Here is a 15,765-nt window from a genome sequence, read left to right as displayed (position 1 = left end):
ACGCATGTCTGAGGAGGCGAGCGCGCAGCACGGACCGCACGGCTACTCCGGTGACAAGGCGGCCCTGCTCAGCCGCCTGCGCCGGATCGAAGGCCAGATCCGTGGGTTGCAGCGGATGGTCGACGAGGATACGTACTGTATCGATGTTTTGACCCAGATCTCCGCGGCGAAAAGTGCGCTGCAGGCGGTCGCGGTCGGCCTGCTCGAGGATCACCTGGCGCACTGCGTGGTCGACGCGGCCCGGGCCGGTGACCCGTCGGAGAAGGTCAAAGAGGCGTCCAACGCGATCGCTCGGTTGATCAAGTCCTGAGGTCGCGGGCTCTAGAATCACGAAACCGGTGGAAACCACCAGAAACCCCCGAAAGGCGATTGTCATGGCTGTGACCAGCACCTACGCCGTCAAAGGCATGACCTGCTCGCACTGCGTCAACGCGGTGACCGAGGAGATCTCGGCGCTTCCCGGCGTCTCCGGCGTGCAGATCGACCTGGGTTCCGGCGCGGTGACCGTGACCAGCGAGGCGGCGCTCGGCGACGATGCGGTGCGGGCGGCGGTCGACGAGGCCGGCTACGAGCTCGCGGATGCCTGACCGCCCCGACGATCCGGAGGCGAAGCCGGTGCCGGCGAAGGACGTCGACGACCCGCCCCGCCGAAAGGGGAAGGACGTCGACGACCCGCCCCGCCGGAGGTCGAAGTGGTCCCTGGACCTGACCGACGACGACACCCTTGGCGCTGACAATTCTGATGACGGCACCCCGGTGGACGTGCAGCCCGAGAAAGGCTCGACCTTCCGCTTCGCCGCCTTCGGCGCCCTGCTGGTCGTCGTCCTCTTCGCCGGCTACGGCCTGGGCCGCCTCAACAACGGCACAACCGCGACGACGGCCACCGCCCCGGCCGCCGCCACCAGCACCGGCACCACGGTGATCAACGAGAACATGCCGCACACCCACGGCGCGACCGGCACCGGCGTCGCCGCGACCGGCGCGGTCATCGGCGGTCTTTCGCTCAGCTCCGACGGACTCACCCTGCACCCGGCCGGCACCACGTTCCAGGCCGGGAAGCCGCAGCGGCTCAGCTTCACGATCGACGCGACCGGCGGCGTCCCGGTCACCTCGTACGCGATCGTGCACGACAAGCCCCTGCATCTGATCGTGGCCCGCCGTGACCTCACCGGCTTCCAGCACCTGCACCCGGAGATGGCCGGTGACGGCACGTGGAGCATCGATCTGACCCTGGCCCGGCCCGGCATCTACCGCATGATCGCCGACTTCACCGCCCTGGTCGGTGGCCAGCAGATCGCCACGACGCTGGGCACCGACCTGACGGTTGCCGGTGACTACGCGCCGCTGGCGCTGCCCGCCCCGGCCACCAGTGCGACCGTGGCCGGCCTGACCGTCACCTACGAGGGCAAGCCGGACACCAAGGCCGTCCAGCCGCTGCTGATGACCGTCACCGGCGGCGCTGTCGAGCCCTACCTCGGGGCGTACGGCCACCTGGTCGTCCTGCGCGAGGGCGACGTCGCCTACCTGCACGTCCACCCGGAGCAGCAGCTGGTCGACGGCAAGGTCAAGTTCTGGGTGACCGCGCCCAGCAGTGGCACCTACCGGATGTTCTTCGACTTCCAGGTCGCCGGCCAGGTGCACACCGCCGAGTGGACCCTGACCGTCGCCTAGCAGCATGCCGCCGCCGGCCCGGCTACTCCAACTGGCCGTCAGCCGGCAGCATGCCGCCGCCGGCCCGGCCACCCCAGCTGGCCGTCAGCCGGTAGCGGGCCGGCGCCGGCCCGGCCGCCCGGCTAGCCGTCGGCCAGGAGCGTGGCCAGCGCCGGCTTGACCGCCCACTGGCCGATCAGCGATTCATACTCCGCGCGCTGCTCACCGGTGGGCGCCGCGCCGGTGCGCCGGGCCCGCAGCATCAGGTTGCGCGGCGTGTGCGCGGAGTCGATGAACTCGACCACGTCGACCTTGTACCCGTTCAGCCGCAGCAGACCGGCGCGCAGCGAGTCGGTGAGCACGTCCGCGAAGCGTTCCCGGAGGATCGCGTGGCGGGTGAACTCCCCATACGGCGACGGGGAGGACTGGCTCTTGAGCTGGGCGGCGATGTCGTGGTGGCAGCATGGGGCGGCCAGGACCCAGCGCGCGTCCCACCGGACGGCGCGGGCCAGTGCCTGGTCGGTGGCGGTGTCGCAGGCGTGCAGGGCGAGCACGAGATCCGGGGTGAACGGCAGCTCGGCCGCCTCGATGGTGCCGGCCACGAAGGTCACCTCGGCGGAACAGCCGAGCTGGGCGGCGACCTCACCGTTCCGTACGCGCTGATCCTCTCGGACATCGACCCCGGCGACCTGGACCGAAACGCCCCGGCCGGCCAGATAGCGGTAGGCGGCGAACGTCAGATAAGCGTTTCCGCAGCCCAGATCGACGACGCGCAGCGTCGGCGGAAGCTCGTCGGGCAGCGTCGCGGCCAGCGCGCGCAGGAACGCGTCGATCTGCCGCCGCTTGGCCGCGTTGCCCCCGATCACCTCGAAGAGAGGGTCGCCCGGATCGAGAAGCCACTGCTTGGCCCGGTCGTGGTCCTGCGGTGCGGCGTTCTGAGAGGCGGCCCGGTGCACCTGGGCGTCGCCCTTCTTGGTGATCCGCACCTGGACGGTGGCCGAATCGGTCTCCACGTGCCAGTTGCCGAACGGCTCGGCCAGCAGCTCGTCGACCGCGGCGGCGGCCTCCTCGCCGGGCGCGACGTTGCGCGTGAAGGGGCGGGCGCCGTCGTCGGTGACGATCTGCAGCCGCGGACCGCTTTTCAGGGTGACCGGGCGAACCTGGGCGCGTGTGACCGAGGGCACATGCCCGCGGCGCCGACCGGCCGCGACGGCACGGGTCAGCCCCGGGGCGAGAAGGAGTTCGCGCACCTCGGCGAGCGCTTGATCAAGCGGTTGTGGCATGCACCCATTCTGCCCGGCCCGCGAGATCGCCCGCCGAGCCTGTGGACAACGCGTCCACAGGGTCTATTGACGGTGGCTCCGCGGCACTAAGTTGGTCCGAGGCGGAGGGAGAAGTCCTATGTGGCATCTGACGGACACGCCCGTGACGGGCGCGCTCTCCACCTCGCTGCGGAAAATTCTCGCGGAAGGATTCGCTCAGGCCCGGCGCGGCCGATTCATCCAGAGTCTGGCCAACGGGCAGGTCCCGATCGGGGCCTATGCGGAATTGGTCGCGCAGCACTGGTTCGTCTACGAGTCGCTGGAGCTGGCCACCACCGCGATGGCCGACGATCCGGTGGCCGCGCGTTTCTGCTTCCCCGAGCTGCTGCGGATCCCGTCACTCGAGGACGATCTGCGCTTTCTGCACGGCCCGCGCTGGCAGAGCCGGATCGCCGCGTTGCCGTCCACCACGACATATTGCACGCGCATTCGGTCGGCCGCGTTCGGCCAGGCCAGCGGCTATGTGGCGCATCACTGCACGCGTTATCTGCGCGATCTCGACGACGGCCAGTGGCTGGGCGCGGCGGTCTGGGAAATGTACAACTTCCGCCGCCAGGGCTACCGATTCTTCGTCTTCGAGGGCGTCAATCCGGAGCTGTTCCAGGCCCGCTATCACCAACTGCTCGACACGATGCCGTGGACCCCGGCGGAACAAAACGCGTTCCTCACCGAGGTCACCACCGCCATCCGCCTCAACCTCGACATGCTGAAGGAGCTGGAGATTCGCTGGCTCTGAAGATCAACCCCAATTCGCGCGTACGGCGATAGCCCCGCCCGCCGCGAGAAGGAGACCGCGGCCCGCGCCCGGCCGGAAGCCGCCCGGTCCCGCGCGGCGGCGGGAGAGCGCAGCCCGACGCCGCGGGAAGCCGCGGCTGAGTTTGCGCGAGATCGGTGGCGCGAGTGGCCTGCGCGAGGTCGGTGGTGCGTGCGCGGCGGTGGTGCGAGGGGCGGCGCGTGCGCGGCCCCGGAAAAGGAAAGCGCCTGGGATCGTGGAGACGATCCCAGGCTTCGTGCTTACGTGACCGCTCAGGCCTCGGCAGTCCCCACGCCGGCCTCGGAGCCGCCGCTCATGCTGTCGACGGACTCGTCCGAGCCGCCGGCCCGGGTGCTGCGACGCCGGCGACGACGCGGCCGCGACTCCTCGGAAGCGGAGTCGGCGGGCGCCTCGGCGGAGGCCGGGGACGCGGAGGACGCGGTGGGCGTGGAGGCGGGCGCGTCCGAGACGGGTGCGGGCGCGTCGGAGGCCACCGCGGCGACCTCGGCGACGGGTCCGGCCTCGCCGGGAGCGGACTCCGAGAAGACCAGTGACGTCGCGGGAGCGCGACGACGACGGGTCCGGGCGCGGGGCGCCTCCTCGGTGGCCACGGCCGACGCATCCGCCGCACCGCGCGGTTGGCCATCCGCGGTTGCCGCCGGGACCGTCACCACGGGGGTGTCGGTGGACGGTTCGGTTGCTCCGTCCGTACGGGAAAGGTCGGAGGAAGCCGGACCCTCGACGACCTTGCGCCGACGTCGCTGCCTCTTGGGCCGGTCGACCCCTTCCTCGGAAGGGGTCGAGGGCGAGCCGTCAGGCGAGGCCGAGCTCGGGGCCGAGGCGCCGCGTGAGCGCCCGCCGCGGCTGCTGCCGAAGCTGCTGCCGCCGCTGCGCGAGCGGCGACCCCGGCCACCGCCGCCGAGGTCTTCCTCGATCTCGGCGGACAGTCCGGCGCGGTTCCGCTCGGCGGTCGGCAGGGTGCCCGAGATGTCGGTCGGGATGTCCAGGTCGGCGTAGAGGGCCGGGCTGGTGTGGTACGTCTCCGGCGGGTCGGGCATGTGCAGCGCCAGCGACTTGTCGATGAGCACCCAGCGCGGCATGTCCTCCCAGTCCACGAACGTCACGGCGACGCCCGTGGCGCCCGCGCGACCGGTCCGGCCGATGCGGTGCGTGTAGGTCTCCGGGTCTTCCGGGCAGTCGTAGTTGATCACGTGGGTGACGCCGGAGACGTCCAGGCCGCGGGCCGCGACGTCAGTGGCGACGAGCACGTCGATCTTGCCGCTGCGGAACGCCCGCAGGGCCCGCTCGCGTGCGCCCTGGCCCAGGTCGCCGTGGACGGCGGCGACCGCGAAACCGCGGAAGTCCAGCTCCTCGGCGACCTTGTCGGCGGCCCGCTTGGTCCGCGTGAAGATCATCGTGAGGCTGCGCTCCTTGGCCTGCAGGATGCGGGACACCATCTCGATCTTGTTGAGCGGGTGCGTCCGGTACACCACCTGCTTGGTCAGCGGGTTGGGCCCGCTGTCGGTGGTGTGACCGGCGTGAATGGTCATCGGGTTGTGCAGGAACCGGCGGGACAGCGCCACGATCGGATCCGGCATGGTGGCCGAGAACAGCATCGTCTGCCGCTGGTCGGGGAGCATGGCCAGGATCTTCTCGACGTCGTCGAGGAAGCCCAGGTCGAGCATCCGGTCGGCCTCGTCGAGCACCAGCGCGCGGACCGCGTTCAGCTTCAGGTGCTTCTGCTTGGCCAGGTCGAGCAGGCGGCCGGGGGTGCCGACGAGGATCTCGACGCCCTTCTTCAGGGTGTCGACCTGCGGCTCGTAGGCCACGCCGCCGTAGATCGGCAGGACCCGGACGCCGCGCGTGCTGCCGGCCGCGGCCAGGTCGCGGGCCACCTGCAGGCCCAGCTCACGGGTGGGGACGACGATCAGGGCCTGGGGACGGCCGTCGGCGCCCTCGGACGGGGCCAGAACCCGCTCCAGCAGCGGCAGGCCGAAGCCGAGGGTCTTGCCGGTGCCGGTCGGGGCCTGGCCGATCAGGTCGCCGCCGCGCATGGCGATCGGCAGTGCGTACTCCTGGATCGCGAACGCGTGCGTGATGCCGGCCGCGGCCAGCGCATCCACGGTCTCGGGACGAACGCCCAAGTCAGCGAAGGTGGGGCTGTCCGTGCGGACCGGAGCCCGGTTTGTCACGGGGATGAGAGCTTGCTCATTGTCGGTCATGAAGTTTTACGGGTGCCCTCTCGTGGTGCGCCCGTTGAATGTCTGGGGCGCGGTCTGGTTTGGCGCGGGCCGCACGCTCGAAAGCGGGCCACACGCGGGGCCGTCAATCGACAGATCGACGGCGACACCAGCCACTCTACCCGACCCAATAGCAGACGCACGCGAGAGCAGTTACGGGAGGGAACCCTGTTCCCTCCCGTTACCGCATCAGCGGGTGGTGAAACCGAACGGCCGGTGCGAGGCCTCGGCGATCTCCACATAAGCCAGCTTGGCGACCGGAATGATCACCTTGCGGCCCTTCTCATCCGTGAGCGAAAGGACGCCGTCCTTGGCCAGAGCCTCGGACACGGCCTGCTCGACCTCCGCCGGAGACTGTGCGCTTTCCAGCACAAGCTCTCGCGGCGACTGCTGCACGCCGATCTTGACCTCCACGGAGTCCTCCTCTGTCAACACGTGTACCGCCTCGAAAGGCTATCCGATTTCCGGTGCCGTTCCGCCTGTTGAACCGCCCTGCAGGGGGAAGCTGGCGATCCCGCGCCAGATCAGAGCGGCGACGAGGCTCTCGGCTTCAGCTTTAGGCGTACGACGACCGTTCGCCAGCCAGTACTGAGCGGCCGCTCCGGAGGCCCCGGCGAGCCCGGACGCGAGCAGTTGGGCCTGATCCGGCCGCAGGCCGGTGTCCGAGATGATGGTCTCGGTCAGCGCCTCGATGCAGCCCTGCTCGACCCGCTCGACCCGCTGGCGCACCTGCGGGTCGTTGCGCAGGTCGGACTCGAAGACCAGGCGGAACGCCTCGCTCTCGTGGTCCATGAAGTCGAAGTAGGCCCGGACGGCGCCCTTCACCCGCTCCTTGTTGTCCGGCGTGGCCAGCAGCGCGCCGCGAACCTTGGCGATTATCGCGTCGCAGTGCGTGTCCAGCAGCGCCAGGTACAACTCCAGCTTGCCGGGGAAGTGCTGATAGAGCACGGGCTTGGAGACGCCCGCGCGTTCCGCGATGTCATCCATCGCGGCGGCGTGGTAGCCGTGCGCGACGAAGATCTGCTGGGCGGCGGCCAGCAGTTGCTTACGGCGTGCCGATCGAGGCAGCCGGGTGGGGCGAGTGGTCTGAGCCCCGCCGGACGCGGCGGTCATATCTGGTGAACCTCCAGGGGGTCGGTCCCCGCGGTTTGTCGACGCGGATTGCCCGGATCGGCGCTTGTCGCGGTCGTGCGGGCAATTGTCGCGACGCTGCAACTTATCGCCACTGCAACCACACGGTAGCCTCAGCGGGGGCGAGCGAGGAGCACGCGGTGGATGAAACTGGGCATTCCGGAGACACCGGAGCCGCGAGTGGCGGCAACGGTGCCGACGCGCGTGACCACAATCGGATGAATGGCTGGGCGAATGGCGAAAACCCGTGGTCGAACACGGGAGCCGCGCTGGAACAGGAGGCCGACGTGCCTCCGTGGAGGCGTGGCAACGTGAGCCGCCAGCCGTTCCCGGAGCGCCCGTTCGGGCCGGCTCCGAGCTCGGCCGTGCCGGCCCAGGTGCCACCGCCGCCCGGGTTCGTGGACCCACCGCAGACCACCGAGATTCCCCCTTCCGGGCACAACGAGACGTCACCGTGGTCGGGCGATCGCAGCCGTCTGGCTGACATTCTCGGTCACCGGCCGCGTCCGGTCGATCCGGCATCGCCCGCTCCGTCCAGCGCGCCCCCTTTTCCGTACGAGGGTGACCTCGACGACTCGTACCGTGGCGGCCCGCCGGCCCCGATCCAGCGCGCCGGCGTGCCGATGGCCCGCCCGACCTCACCGGCGCGCACCGATTGGACGCCCGGCGAGCCGGGCCCGACCCAGGGAGATCCACTGAGCCGTACCGACGCACTGTCCGAACCGATCCGTTCCCGGCACGCGCTGGTCAACGACACGTTGGCGCAGGGCCTGCCCCGGGTGGAACCCGCCGCTCAGGTGGGGGACCAGCGATCGGTGGACAACGAGCCCCCGATGGGCCTGCCGACGTACGATGCCTCCAGTTTCGCGCGCCGGGGATACGAGCCGGCCGCTCCCTACCCGCCGGAGAGCCCGAGTTCCGCCCTGGACGAGCCGAGCGGAGCGCTGCCCCAGCGCGTGCCGGCCCAGCCGGACGTGCCCCGAGTCCCGGAGCCGCCCGCCGTGGAACCATCGGCCGAGGCCCCCGCACTGGCACGCATCGCGACGCACCTGCGCCGCGGTGACGTCGTGCCCGCGCAGGAGCGCCAGGAGGGCTTCGACGTGCAGGCCATCCTGGCCGCCGTGCGCGAGGTGGCCGGCGTGCGGGACGCGTCGCTGCGGGCTACCCCGACCGGCGCCCACAGCCTTCGCCTGGACCTGGCCGACGGCGCCGACGCGGCCGAGGTGAGCCGTCACGTGGCCCGCCTGCTGCAGGAGCGGATGGGTCTGGACGCGGCCATGCCGGGCGCGTTCGGCGGCGTCGGGTCGGTGCCCCCGCAGACCCCTCCGGCCCAGGCCACCCGGCCCGGCCGCGCCACGGTCCGCCCGGTCTCCCCGGCCCCGCTGCCGGCCGCCGCGGCGTCCGCGCCCCCGGCGCCGGCCCCGATCTCGGCCGTGCCGGTCTCCGCCGCCCCGGTCTCGGCGGCCCCGGTCACGGCGCCCCCGATCGCCCCGGTCACGCCGACCCCGCTGATGGCGCCCCCGCCGCCGCTGCCCAGCCCGAGGACCGAATCCGCGCCGGTCGCCCTGGCCCCGCGCGACCTGAACAAGCCCCGCCCGCTCGACCCGGGCAACCGTCCCGGCCCGCGTGTCCTGATCGAGAACGTGCACGTCAACACGTTCGGGGCGGACGCCACGGTCGAGGTGCGGCTGCGCGCCGGCGACCGGACCGCGTCCGGGGTCGCCACCGGCCCGGCGGTCGACGGTTACCTGCTGCGCCTGTGTGCCACGGCCACCGCCGGCGCGGTCGACGAGTTGCTGTCGGCCTCGACGCACGCCGACGGGCCGGCCCGCTGCTTCGTCGAGCACGCGGCCGCCGTCTCGTTCGGCTCCACCCAGGTCGCCGTCGTGGTGCTGCTGCTCTCCTGCGCGGGTGGCTGGGTCGAGCAGCTCTCCGGTTCGGCCGTGGTCACCGGCGACGACCGGCATGCCATGGTGCGCGCCACATTGGCTGCCGTTAACCGCCGCGTCGAGGCACTGTTGGCCTAGTGAAGGGCGCGGTGTTGGCCGGCGACAGCGAGCTGTTGCCGGACGGTGAGGTGCCGCCACCCTGGCCCGCGCGACGGGTCACGGTGGGTGGCGCGATGCTGCACGTCCGGGACACTCCGGCCACCCGGCCGGGCGCCGAGCCCGCGGTCTACGTGCACGGCCTCGGCGGCTCCTCGCAGAACTTCACCGACCTGGCCGGCCTGCTGGCCGATCGGTTCGACGGGCAGGCGGTCGACCTGCCCGGGTTCGGCTACAGCGACCCCAGCCCGCGCTACTCGATCCCGGCGTTCGCGGCCACCCTGATCGACTATCTCGACGCGTCCGGCCGCGGCCCGGTCCACCTGGTCGGCAACTCGCTCGGCGGGTCGATCTCGGTGCGGGTCGCCGCGCTGCGCCCCGACCTGGTGCGCACACTCACGCTGGTGTCGCCGGCGATGCCGTTCCTCGACCCGCGCCGCACCGCGCAGGGGCCGATGCTGCCGCTGCTGGCCATGCCCGGCGCGGAACGCCTGATGGCCTGGGGCCTGACCCGGATCACCGCCGAGGAGATGGCCGAGCAGGTCCTCGCGGCCTGTTTCGGGGACACCAGCAAGGTTCATCCGCAGCGCCGGGTCGAGGCGATGGAGGAGATCCAGCTGCGCTACACGGTCGCCCACTATCCGCGGGCCTACCTGGGCACGCTGCGCGGGCTGGTCGGCAGCTTCCTGCGCGCCTACCTGCCCGGGGTCAACTCGCAGTGGCGGCTGGCGGCCCGGGTGCAGGCGCCGACGCTGGTGATCGGCGGCCTCAACGACAAGCTGGTCGACCCGCGGGTGCCGGCGCAGGTGGCCCGGGCGATCCCGGACGGGCGGCTGCTGATCCTGCCCGGGATCGGGCACGTCGCCCAGATGGAGGTGCCCCGGCTGGTCGCGCGAGCCATCGTCGGGATGCTTCAGGACGTGCGCTGACCTTCTCGGCGGTCTACGTCTCACAAGATCGACTCGGGCGGGTGCGAATCACGTTCATGTGCGAGGCTGAGGCGCAAGATGATCGCTCCTGTCACTTCCGTCCTCGAACCGGAAGCTCAGCCACCCGCGGGTGACCGGTGGCGCCAGTGGTGGCTGGCCCTCTTCTCGGTCACCTTGGTCCTGCTCACCGTGATTACGGTGGCCTCGCGCAAATCCACTCCGCCGATCCCGGCGGCGGCGCCGGTGTCCAGTTCCGCCCCCACTCCGTCGCCCGCGCCGTCCGTCACCTCAGCCGCGCCGTCGGCCACCGCCGCCTCGCCGTCGGCCGCGGCGCCGATCCTGGAGGGCACGCCGACGTCGGCCCCACCCGCCTCGGCTTCGCCATCGGCGCCGACGACGCTTGTCGACCCCGAGCTCCTGCAGATCGCCGGGCCGGTCCCGACTCACGGTTCAGGCGATTTCGCGTACGCGATCAAGCGCGGCTCGATCCTCGGGAGCAAAGGCCAGTTGAAGCGCTTCCGGGTGGCCGTGGAGAAGGGCAGCGGGGAGGACCCGGACGCGTTCGCCGCCCAGGTGGTGAGCACCCTCGGCGATGCGCGCAGCTGGATCGGCAACGGGAACCTGCGGCTGCTCATGGTCAACGGGGACGAGCGGGCCGACTTCACGGTCTACCTGGCGACCCGGGACACGGCCGGGGCGAAATGCCAGGCGGGCGGGACGAACATCCGGATCGGCGGGGTGCCGTACACGTCGTGCCGGGTTCCCGGCGGGGCGGTCATCAACCTGGACCGGTATCGGCAGTCGTCCAAGCCGTACCTGACCGCCAAGATCCCCCTGGCCGTGTACCGGAACTACGTGATCAACCACGAGGTCGGTCACGAACTCGGCCATCACCACGAGGGCTGCCCGAAGCCGGGCGGGCCGGCGCCGGTGATGGTGCAGCAGACGTTGACGACACGCGGGTGCGTGCCGTACGCGTGGCCTCGCCTGGACGGAAAGCCCCTGACCGGACCGGCTTTGTCGCGCTGAGATGGTGCACGGTTCTTCCGGTGGGGAATCCGATTCTCCTGTGACGGACGGAGAGTCGTGGCAGGCTGGCCTTTGTTATGGCAAACGCGACAAATGCCTCCCCTGATCCGGCCTCCGGCGCGAGCCCGTCCGCGGCCGCCCGGCGGGCCCGCACCGAGCCGGCCCGAGCGAAGGCGACCCCGGCCAAAGGCGTCGTCACGGCGCAGGCCGGCACTGCCAAGAAGCCCACCCGGGCGAAGAGCGCCGAGCCGGCCGCGACATCCCGCCCGGCCGAGCCGGCCTCCCGCACGGCTTCCCGGCCGAGCGCCGCTGAGCCGGCCTCCCGCGCGGCTTCCCGGTCGAGCACCGCTGAGCCGGCCTCCCGCGCGGCTTCCCGGTCGAGCGCTGCTCAACCGGCTTCCCGTGCGGCGGCCAGATCGGCTACAGCCGGGTCGGTGGGCTCGGCGCGCAAAACGGCCGCTGCCGCCGCGCCGACCGCGACAAATGCGCGGAAAACGACCGTCACCACCGCGGCAACGACCGGGACCAGGGCGGCGAGCGTGTCCGGGAAGGCTGCTCCGGTCAAGGACTCGGCGAGCGCGGGGAAGTCCCCGACGGCCAAGGCGGCCGGCGCACGCGGCGAGAGCAAGGCCACGCCGGCCGGAACCCGCGCGGCGGGCGACAAGACCACGACGGCGCGCGCTCGCAAGAGCCTGCGGGCAGGTGAGGTCACGGCCGATGCCGGCCCACGGGCCCGGAAGAGTTTGCGCGGGGGTGAGATCACGGCGGACGCGGGGCCACGGGCCCGGAAGAGTCTGCGCGCCGGGGAAACCGCCGGCCGGACGGTAGCGGCCGAGTCCGGAACGGGCACGCGCGTCCGGAAGACGATCGCGGCCGGAGAGAGTGCGCCGCCGCGCAGCCGGACCGTGGCGGCCGAGACCAGCACGGCGGCCCGGCCGCGCCAGACGGTGTCCACCGACACGCAGGCTCCGCGGAAGACGATCAGCCGGGGTGTCCGGCCCGCGATGCACGCTGCCGAGGACCGCGAGGACTCCGGTGGACGGCACCGCCGCGGCGCCGAACGGCTGGACGTCTCCACCGGGCGGCACCGGATGTCGCCCGAGAATCCGGTCGAGAACCCGGCCGCCAAGCACCGCGCCGATCAACAGCCGACGGCCCACGACCTGAACAGCCAGGAGAGCGGGATCCCGAAGCCCAGCGGTCCGGAACGGCCGTTGCCGCCCGGCGACGCTCCCACCCGGCATTCGGCGGCCCGCCACGCCCAGCCGCAGCCGGCCCGCCCGCCGGTGGACCCGGAGACCGGTCTGCCCCCGGGCATGACCCGCGGAATCCTGGAGCTGGCGGCGGAACGTCTCGCGGCGTCGCGTTCGGCCCAGCCGGCCGACGACGGCGACGAGCCCGAGGCCGAGGAGCCGGAACCGGCCGACGAGACGCCACGCCCGACCGGTCGACGGCCGGGTCGTTCGGCGGGCGGTCCGGGGTTGCGCGGCGCGGGCACACCCGCGGCCGGTACCCGTCCCGGAACAGGCTCCCGGCCGCCCCTGGCGTCCCGCCCTCCGGCGGGCCCGCCCGAGGCGATGCGCCCCCCGACCACCCAGCTGGACCCGCCCCAGGACCCTCCGCCGCCGGTCCCGCCCGCCCCGGCCGAGGGTTCCGACCTGGGTCAGGCCCTGCAGAGCGCCTGGCCGACGAGCACGCGCCGCCCCCGTGGTTCCCGGCCGGCGGTGGTTGCCGAGCCTGAGGACGATGCGGAGAACCCGCCGCTGGTCCGGCCCATCCGCGCCGGTCGCCCGGTCGCGGCCGAGCCGATCGAACCGGTCGAGCCGATCGAGTACCAGCCCGACGACGAGCCGGATCCGGCCGCGATCACCGGCCAGCCCGACCGTTCCGCCCGTCGCCGCCCGATCGTCCGCACCGCCGCGGCCGACGTGACGCCGGACCAGGCCGCCTCGACCCGCCCGGACTTCTACCGGGTCCCGGACGCGGGCCAGGCCGACGACGCCGTGCCGACGCGAACGACGCCGTCCGCCTACGCGACGCCGGACGAGGTGGCCTATCCGATGACGGCCGCCGGGCCGGAGGTGAGCGCTCCCACGCCGTACGCGCAAACGGGTTTGATCGAAATGCCCGTGACCGAGGTCGCCGAGCCGGAGACCGAGGACGAGACCTGGTTCTGGTCGACCACGGATCATCCGGCGCCCGGCCTCCCGGAGAGTCTCCGCCTGCCGGTGGGCATTCCCGAGGGGCTCTGGCATCCGGCCGAGCACGAGCCGCCGCCCGACGACCGGCCGACCCGCGAGCAGGTGGTCTACAGCGAGCCGGCCGTTACCGAGGTCGAGGAGCCGGAGCCCGAGCCGGAGGAGACCCGGGCGAGCCTGGTCCCGCATCAGCCGCTTCCGACCGCCGGCGACACCCCGCTGGTGGAGATCGACCGGACCGGTCCGCCGCCCGATCCGGACGGTCACGCCGACATCCGCGCGAAGATGAGCCCGGCCGGTCGCAAGCTGCTGCGCCGGCGTCGCCGGGTGACTTTCATGGCGTACCTGATGGCGGTTTCCCTGGTTTTGATCGTCGGTCATGAGCTGCGGGATCGGCAGCGGCCGGTGGCCGATCGGGCGGCCGAGCCGATCGGGGCGGTCGCGCCGCCGGTCGATCGGTCGGCGAGCCCGGATCAGGAGAATCAGGACCAGGTCGGCTCGGTGCAGGCTGAGCCGACCGCCGCCGGCCAGGTGTCGGGCCAGGCCGGCGATTTCCGGTACGTCAATTCGCGCGGCCCGGTCCTCGGGAAGTCCGGTCAGTTGCACCGATTCCGGGTGGCTGTCGAGGAGACCGTGTCCGGTGTCGAGCCGAAGGTGTTCGCCCGGGCGATCGACAGCACCCTGAGCGACAAGCGGAGTTGGATCGCCAGTGGCAAGGTGCGTCTGCGGCGGGTGCCGAAGTCGGCCGAGACGGATTTCACGATCTATCTCGCCTCGGCGGCGACGTCGGAGCGGATGTGCGCCGCGGGTGGCCTGCACACCGAGGGTTTCACCTCGTGCCGGGTGCCCGGTCAGGTGATCATCAACGCCGACCGCTGGGCCGACGCGACCCCGGATTACGAGGGTGAGCTGTGGGAGTACCGCCAGTACGCGCTGAACCACGAGGTCGGTCATGAGCTCGGGCACGGTCACGAGGCCTGCCCGGGCAAGGGCAAACCGGCTCCGGTGATGCTTCAGCAGACGTACGGTCTGGACGGCTGCACCCGCAACGCCTGGCCGTTCCTGGACGGCGAGCGGTACGAGGGCGACCCCCGTCCATGAATATTCCGCAATCCCGCATGTCGGGCCCGTGTCCGACGTCATGGGCATTCGCGCGCCGAACGAGCGACAATGGGCGGCGATCCTTACCACCGAACCCGGGGAGTGAACTGTGGCTCTGCCCCCGCTCGTCGAGCCGGCCGCCGAGCTGAGCGTCGACGAGATCCGCCGCTATTCGCGACACCTGATCATCCCCGACGTCGGGATGGACGGGCAGAAGCGGCTGAAGAACGCCAAGGTCCTCGCCGTGGGCGCGGGCGGCCTCGGCTCGCCGACGCTGATGTACCTCGCCGCGGCCGGCGTGGGCACGCTCGGCATCATCGACTTCGACACGGTCGACGAGTCGAACCTGCAGCGTCAGATCATCCACGGCGTCTCCGACATCGGCACGCCGAAGGCGGAGTCCGCTGCTCGCAGCATCGCGGAGATCAACCCGCTGGTGAATGTGGTCATCCACAACACCGCGCTGGACCGTGACAACGTCAAAGAGATCTTCAGTCAGTACGACCTGATCGTCGACGGCACCGACAACTTCGCCACGCGCTACATGGTGAACGACGCGGCCGTGCTGCTCGGCAAGCCGTATGTCTGGGGTTCGATCTACCGCTTCGACGGCCAGGCCTCGGTCTTCTGGGAGGAGCACGGTCCCTGCTACCGCTGCCTCTACCCGGAGCCGCCGCCGCCCGGCATGGTGCCGAGCTGCGCCGAGGGCGGCGTCCTCGGCGTGCTCTGCGCGTCGATCGGCTCGATCCAGGTCAACGAGGCGATCAAGCTGATCACCGGTATCGGTGAGCCGCTGGTCGGGCGTCTGATGGTCTACGACGCCCTGGAGATGGAGTATCGCAAGATCAAGGTCCGTAAGGACCCGAACTGCGCGCTCTGCGGGGACAACCCGACCGTCACCGACCTGCTGGAGGACTACGAGGACTTCTGCGGCGCGGTCTCCGAGGAGGCGCAGGAGGCGATCACCGGTTCGACGATCACCGCCCGCGAGCTCAAGGACTGGCAGGACAGCGGCAAGGACATCTTCCTGGTCGACGTCCGTGAGCCGGCCGAGTGGGAGATCAACCGGATCCCCGGCGCCACGCTGATCCCCAAGGGCGAGATCCTGTCCGGCGAGGCGCTGGCCAAGTTCCCGCAGGACCGGCAGATCGTGCTGCACTGCAAGTCCGGTGTCCGTTCGGCCGAGGCGCTGGCCGCGCTGAAGGCGGCCGGTTTCAAGGACGCGGTGCACGTCCAGGGCGGCATCGTCTCCTGGGTCAGCACGGTCGACCCGTCTCAGCCGTCGTACTGATGCAGGTCTACGAGCCGGTGTTTCCGCAGCGGAAACACCGGCTCGTAAACACCCAACGGTGTGACACCCGCTGTC

General features: G+C 71.7%; 14 protein-coding genes. 9 read left to right on the top strand and 5 right to left on the bottom strand.

The features are described from left to right. The first annotated feature begins 4 nt into the window (after window positions 1-4). From ACSHV8_RS38510 to ACSHV8_RS38500, 3 genes are all read left to right on the top strand, one after another. Entirely contained in the window at window positions 5-310 is a 306-nt protein-coding gene (locus tag ACSHV8_RS38510) for a metal-sensitive transcriptional regulator (RefSeq protein WP_436524154.1), read from the top strand. 64 nt (window positions 311-374) lie between these two features. Next, complete coding sequence (locus tag ACSHV8_RS38505) at window positions 375-587, top strand: heavy-metal-associated domain-containing protein (protein ID WP_436524153.1); 213 nt, start codon at window positions 375-377, stop codon at window positions 585-587. Next, window positions 580-1,671 carry a hypothetical protein gene (locus ACSHV8_RS38500; RefSeq protein ID WP_436524151.1) on the top strand — a complete coding sequence of 364 codons (1,092 nt, stop codon included), beginning with the start codon at window positions 580-582 and terminating at the stop codon, window positions 1,669-1,671. The genes ACSHV8_RS38505 and ACSHV8_RS38500 overlap by 8 nt, the downstream gene beginning before the upstream one ends. A gap of 122 nt (window positions 1,672-1,793) precedes the next feature. On the opposite strand, the gene ACSHV8_RS38495 is transcribed toward ACSHV8_RS38500, so the two are convergent. Further along, the gene (locus ACSHV8_RS38495; protein ID WP_436524149.1) at window positions 1,794-2,933 is read right to left on the bottom strand and encodes a class I SAM-dependent methyltransferase; all 1,140 of its coding nucleotides are present in this window, start codon (window positions 2,931-2,933) and stop codon (window positions 1,794-1,796) included. A gap of 118 nt (window positions 2,934-3,051) precedes the next feature. Here ACSHV8_RS38495 and ACSHV8_RS38490 point away from each other — a divergent pair, with 118 nt between their 5' ends. After that, a complete protein-coding gene (locus ACSHV8_RS38490; RefSeq protein ID WP_436524147.1) occupies window positions 3,052-3,708 on the top strand; it encodes a heme oxygenase (biliverdin-producing) in 657 nt (218 codons plus the stop codon). A 290-nt stretch (window positions 3,709-3,998) separates the two neighbouring features. Here the strand turns inward: ACSHV8_RS38490 and ACSHV8_RS38485 are convergent, their stop codons facing one another. From ACSHV8_RS38485 to ACSHV8_RS38475, 3 genes are all read right to left on the bottom strand, one after another. Then, window positions 3,999-5,948, bottom strand: coding sequence for a DEAD/DEAH box helicase (locus tag ACSHV8_RS38485; RefSeq protein WP_436524145.1), 1,950 nt, complete (start codon window positions 5,946-5,948; stop codon window positions 3,999-4,001). Between the two features lie 207 nt (window positions 5,949-6,155). Then, window positions 6,156-6,380: a DUF3107 domain-containing protein gene (locus ACSHV8_RS38480; protein ID WP_189329129.1), complete on the bottom strand. Its 225-nt coding sequence runs from the start codon at window positions 6,378-6,380 to the stop codon at window positions 6,156-6,158. A gap of 39 nt (window positions 6,381-6,419) precedes the next feature. After that, window positions 6,420-7,079, bottom strand: coding sequence for a TetR/AcrR family transcriptional regulator (locus tag ACSHV8_RS38475; protein ID WP_436524143.1), 660 nt, complete (start codon window positions 7,077-7,079; stop codon window positions 6,420-6,422). Window positions 7,080-7,384: 305 nt separating this feature from the next. Here ACSHV8_RS38475 and ACSHV8_RS38470 point away from each other — a divergent pair, with 305 nt between their 5' ends. From ACSHV8_RS38470 to ACSHV8_RS38460, 3 genes are all read left to right on the top strand, one after another. Continuing rightward, a complete protein-coding gene (locus tag ACSHV8_RS38470) occupies window positions 7,385-9,124 on the top strand; it encodes a Daple (protein WP_436524141.1) in 1,740 nt (579 codons plus the stop codon). Beyond that, window positions 9,124-10,071, top strand: a complete 948-nt coding sequence (locus ACSHV8_RS38465; RefSeq protein WP_436524139.1) for an alpha/beta fold hydrolase — start codon at window positions 9,124-9,126, stop codon at window positions 10,069-10,071. The genes ACSHV8_RS38470 and ACSHV8_RS38465 overlap by 1 nt, the downstream gene beginning before the upstream one ends. 78 nt (window positions 10,072-10,149) lie before the next feature. Further along, window positions 10,150-11,100: a DUF3152 domain-containing protein gene (locus tag ACSHV8_RS38460; RefSeq protein ID WP_436524137.1), complete on the top strand. Its 951-nt coding sequence runs from the start codon at window positions 10,150-10,152 to the stop codon at window positions 11,098-11,100. Window positions 11,101-11,488: 388 nt separating this feature from the next. Here the strand turns inward: ACSHV8_RS38460 and ACSHV8_RS38455 are convergent, their stop codons facing one another. Beyond that, complete coding sequence (locus ACSHV8_RS38455; protein WP_436524135.1) at window positions 11,489-12,061, bottom strand: hypothetical protein; 573 nt, start codon at window positions 12,059-12,061, stop codon at window positions 11,489-11,491. A 43-nt stretch (window positions 12,062-12,104) separates the two neighbouring features. Between ACSHV8_RS38455 and ACSHV8_RS38450 the strand changes: the two genes are divergently transcribed. Both ACSHV8_RS38450 and moeZ read left to right on the top strand, forming a co-directional pair. Further along, window positions 12,105-14,399 carry a DUF3152 domain-containing protein gene (locus tag ACSHV8_RS38450; protein WP_436524133.1) on the top strand — a complete coding sequence of 765 codons (2,295 nt, stop codon included), beginning with the start codon at window positions 12,105-12,107 and terminating at the stop codon, window positions 14,397-14,399. A gap of 109 nt (window positions 14,400-14,508) precedes the next feature. Continuing rightward, entirely contained in the window at window positions 14,509-15,690 is a 1,182-nt protein-coding gene (moeZ, locus tag ACSHV8_RS38445) for an adenylyltransferase/sulfurtransferase MoeZ (RefSeq protein ID WP_436524131.1), read from the top strand. The last annotated feature ends 75 nt before the right edge of the window (window positions 15,691-15,765 follow it).

This window comes from Actinoplanes sp. HUAS TT8 (assembly GCF_051380535.1).
Taxonomy (GTDB): domain Bacteria; phylum Actinomycetota; class Actinomycetes; order Mycobacteriales; family Micromonosporaceae; genus Actinoplanes.
The sequence above is the reverse complement of the archived record's forward strand: the minus strand, read 5'-3'. Positions and strand labels throughout refer to the sequence as shown.

What these genes read in the sequence shown, in the direction of transcription:
- ACSHV8_RS38510 (WP_436524154.1), top strand. Translation starts at nt 5, where the DNA reads ATGTCTGAGGAGGCGAGCGCGCAGCACGGACCGCACGGCTACTCCGGT.
- ACSHV8_RS38505 (WP_436524153.1), top strand. Translation starts at nt 375, where the DNA reads ATGGCTGTGACCAGCACCTACGCCGTCAAAGGCATGACCTGCTCGCAC.
- ACSHV8_RS38500 (WP_436524151.1), top strand. Translation starts at nt 580, where the DNA reads ATGCCTGACCGCCCCGACGATCCGGAGGCGAAGCCGGTGCCGGCGAAG.
- ACSHV8_RS38495 (WP_436524149.1), bottom strand. Translation starts at nt 2,933, where the DNA reads ATGCCACAACCGCTTGATCAAGCGCTCGCCGAGGTGCGCGAACTCCTT.
- ACSHV8_RS38490 (WP_436524147.1), top strand. Translation starts at nt 3,052, where the DNA reads ATGTGGCATCTGACGGACACGCCCGTGACGGGCGCGCTCTCCACCTCG.
- ACSHV8_RS38485 (WP_436524145.1), bottom strand. Translation starts at nt 5,948, where the DNA reads ATGACCGACAATGAGCAAGCTCTCATCCCCGTGACAAACCGGGCTCCG.
- ACSHV8_RS38475 (WP_436524143.1), bottom strand. Translation starts at nt 7,079, where the DNA reads ATGACCGCCGCGTCCGGCGGGGCTCAGACCACTCGCCCCACCCGGCTG.
- ACSHV8_RS38460 (WP_436524137.1), top strand. Translation starts at nt 10,150, where the DNA reads ATGATCGCTCCTGTCACTTCCGTCCTCGAACCGGAAGCTCAGCCACCC.
- ACSHV8_RS38450 (WP_436524133.1), top strand. Translation starts at nt 12,105, where the DNA reads ATGCACGCTGCCGAGGACCGCGAGGACTCCGGTGGACGGCACCGCCGC.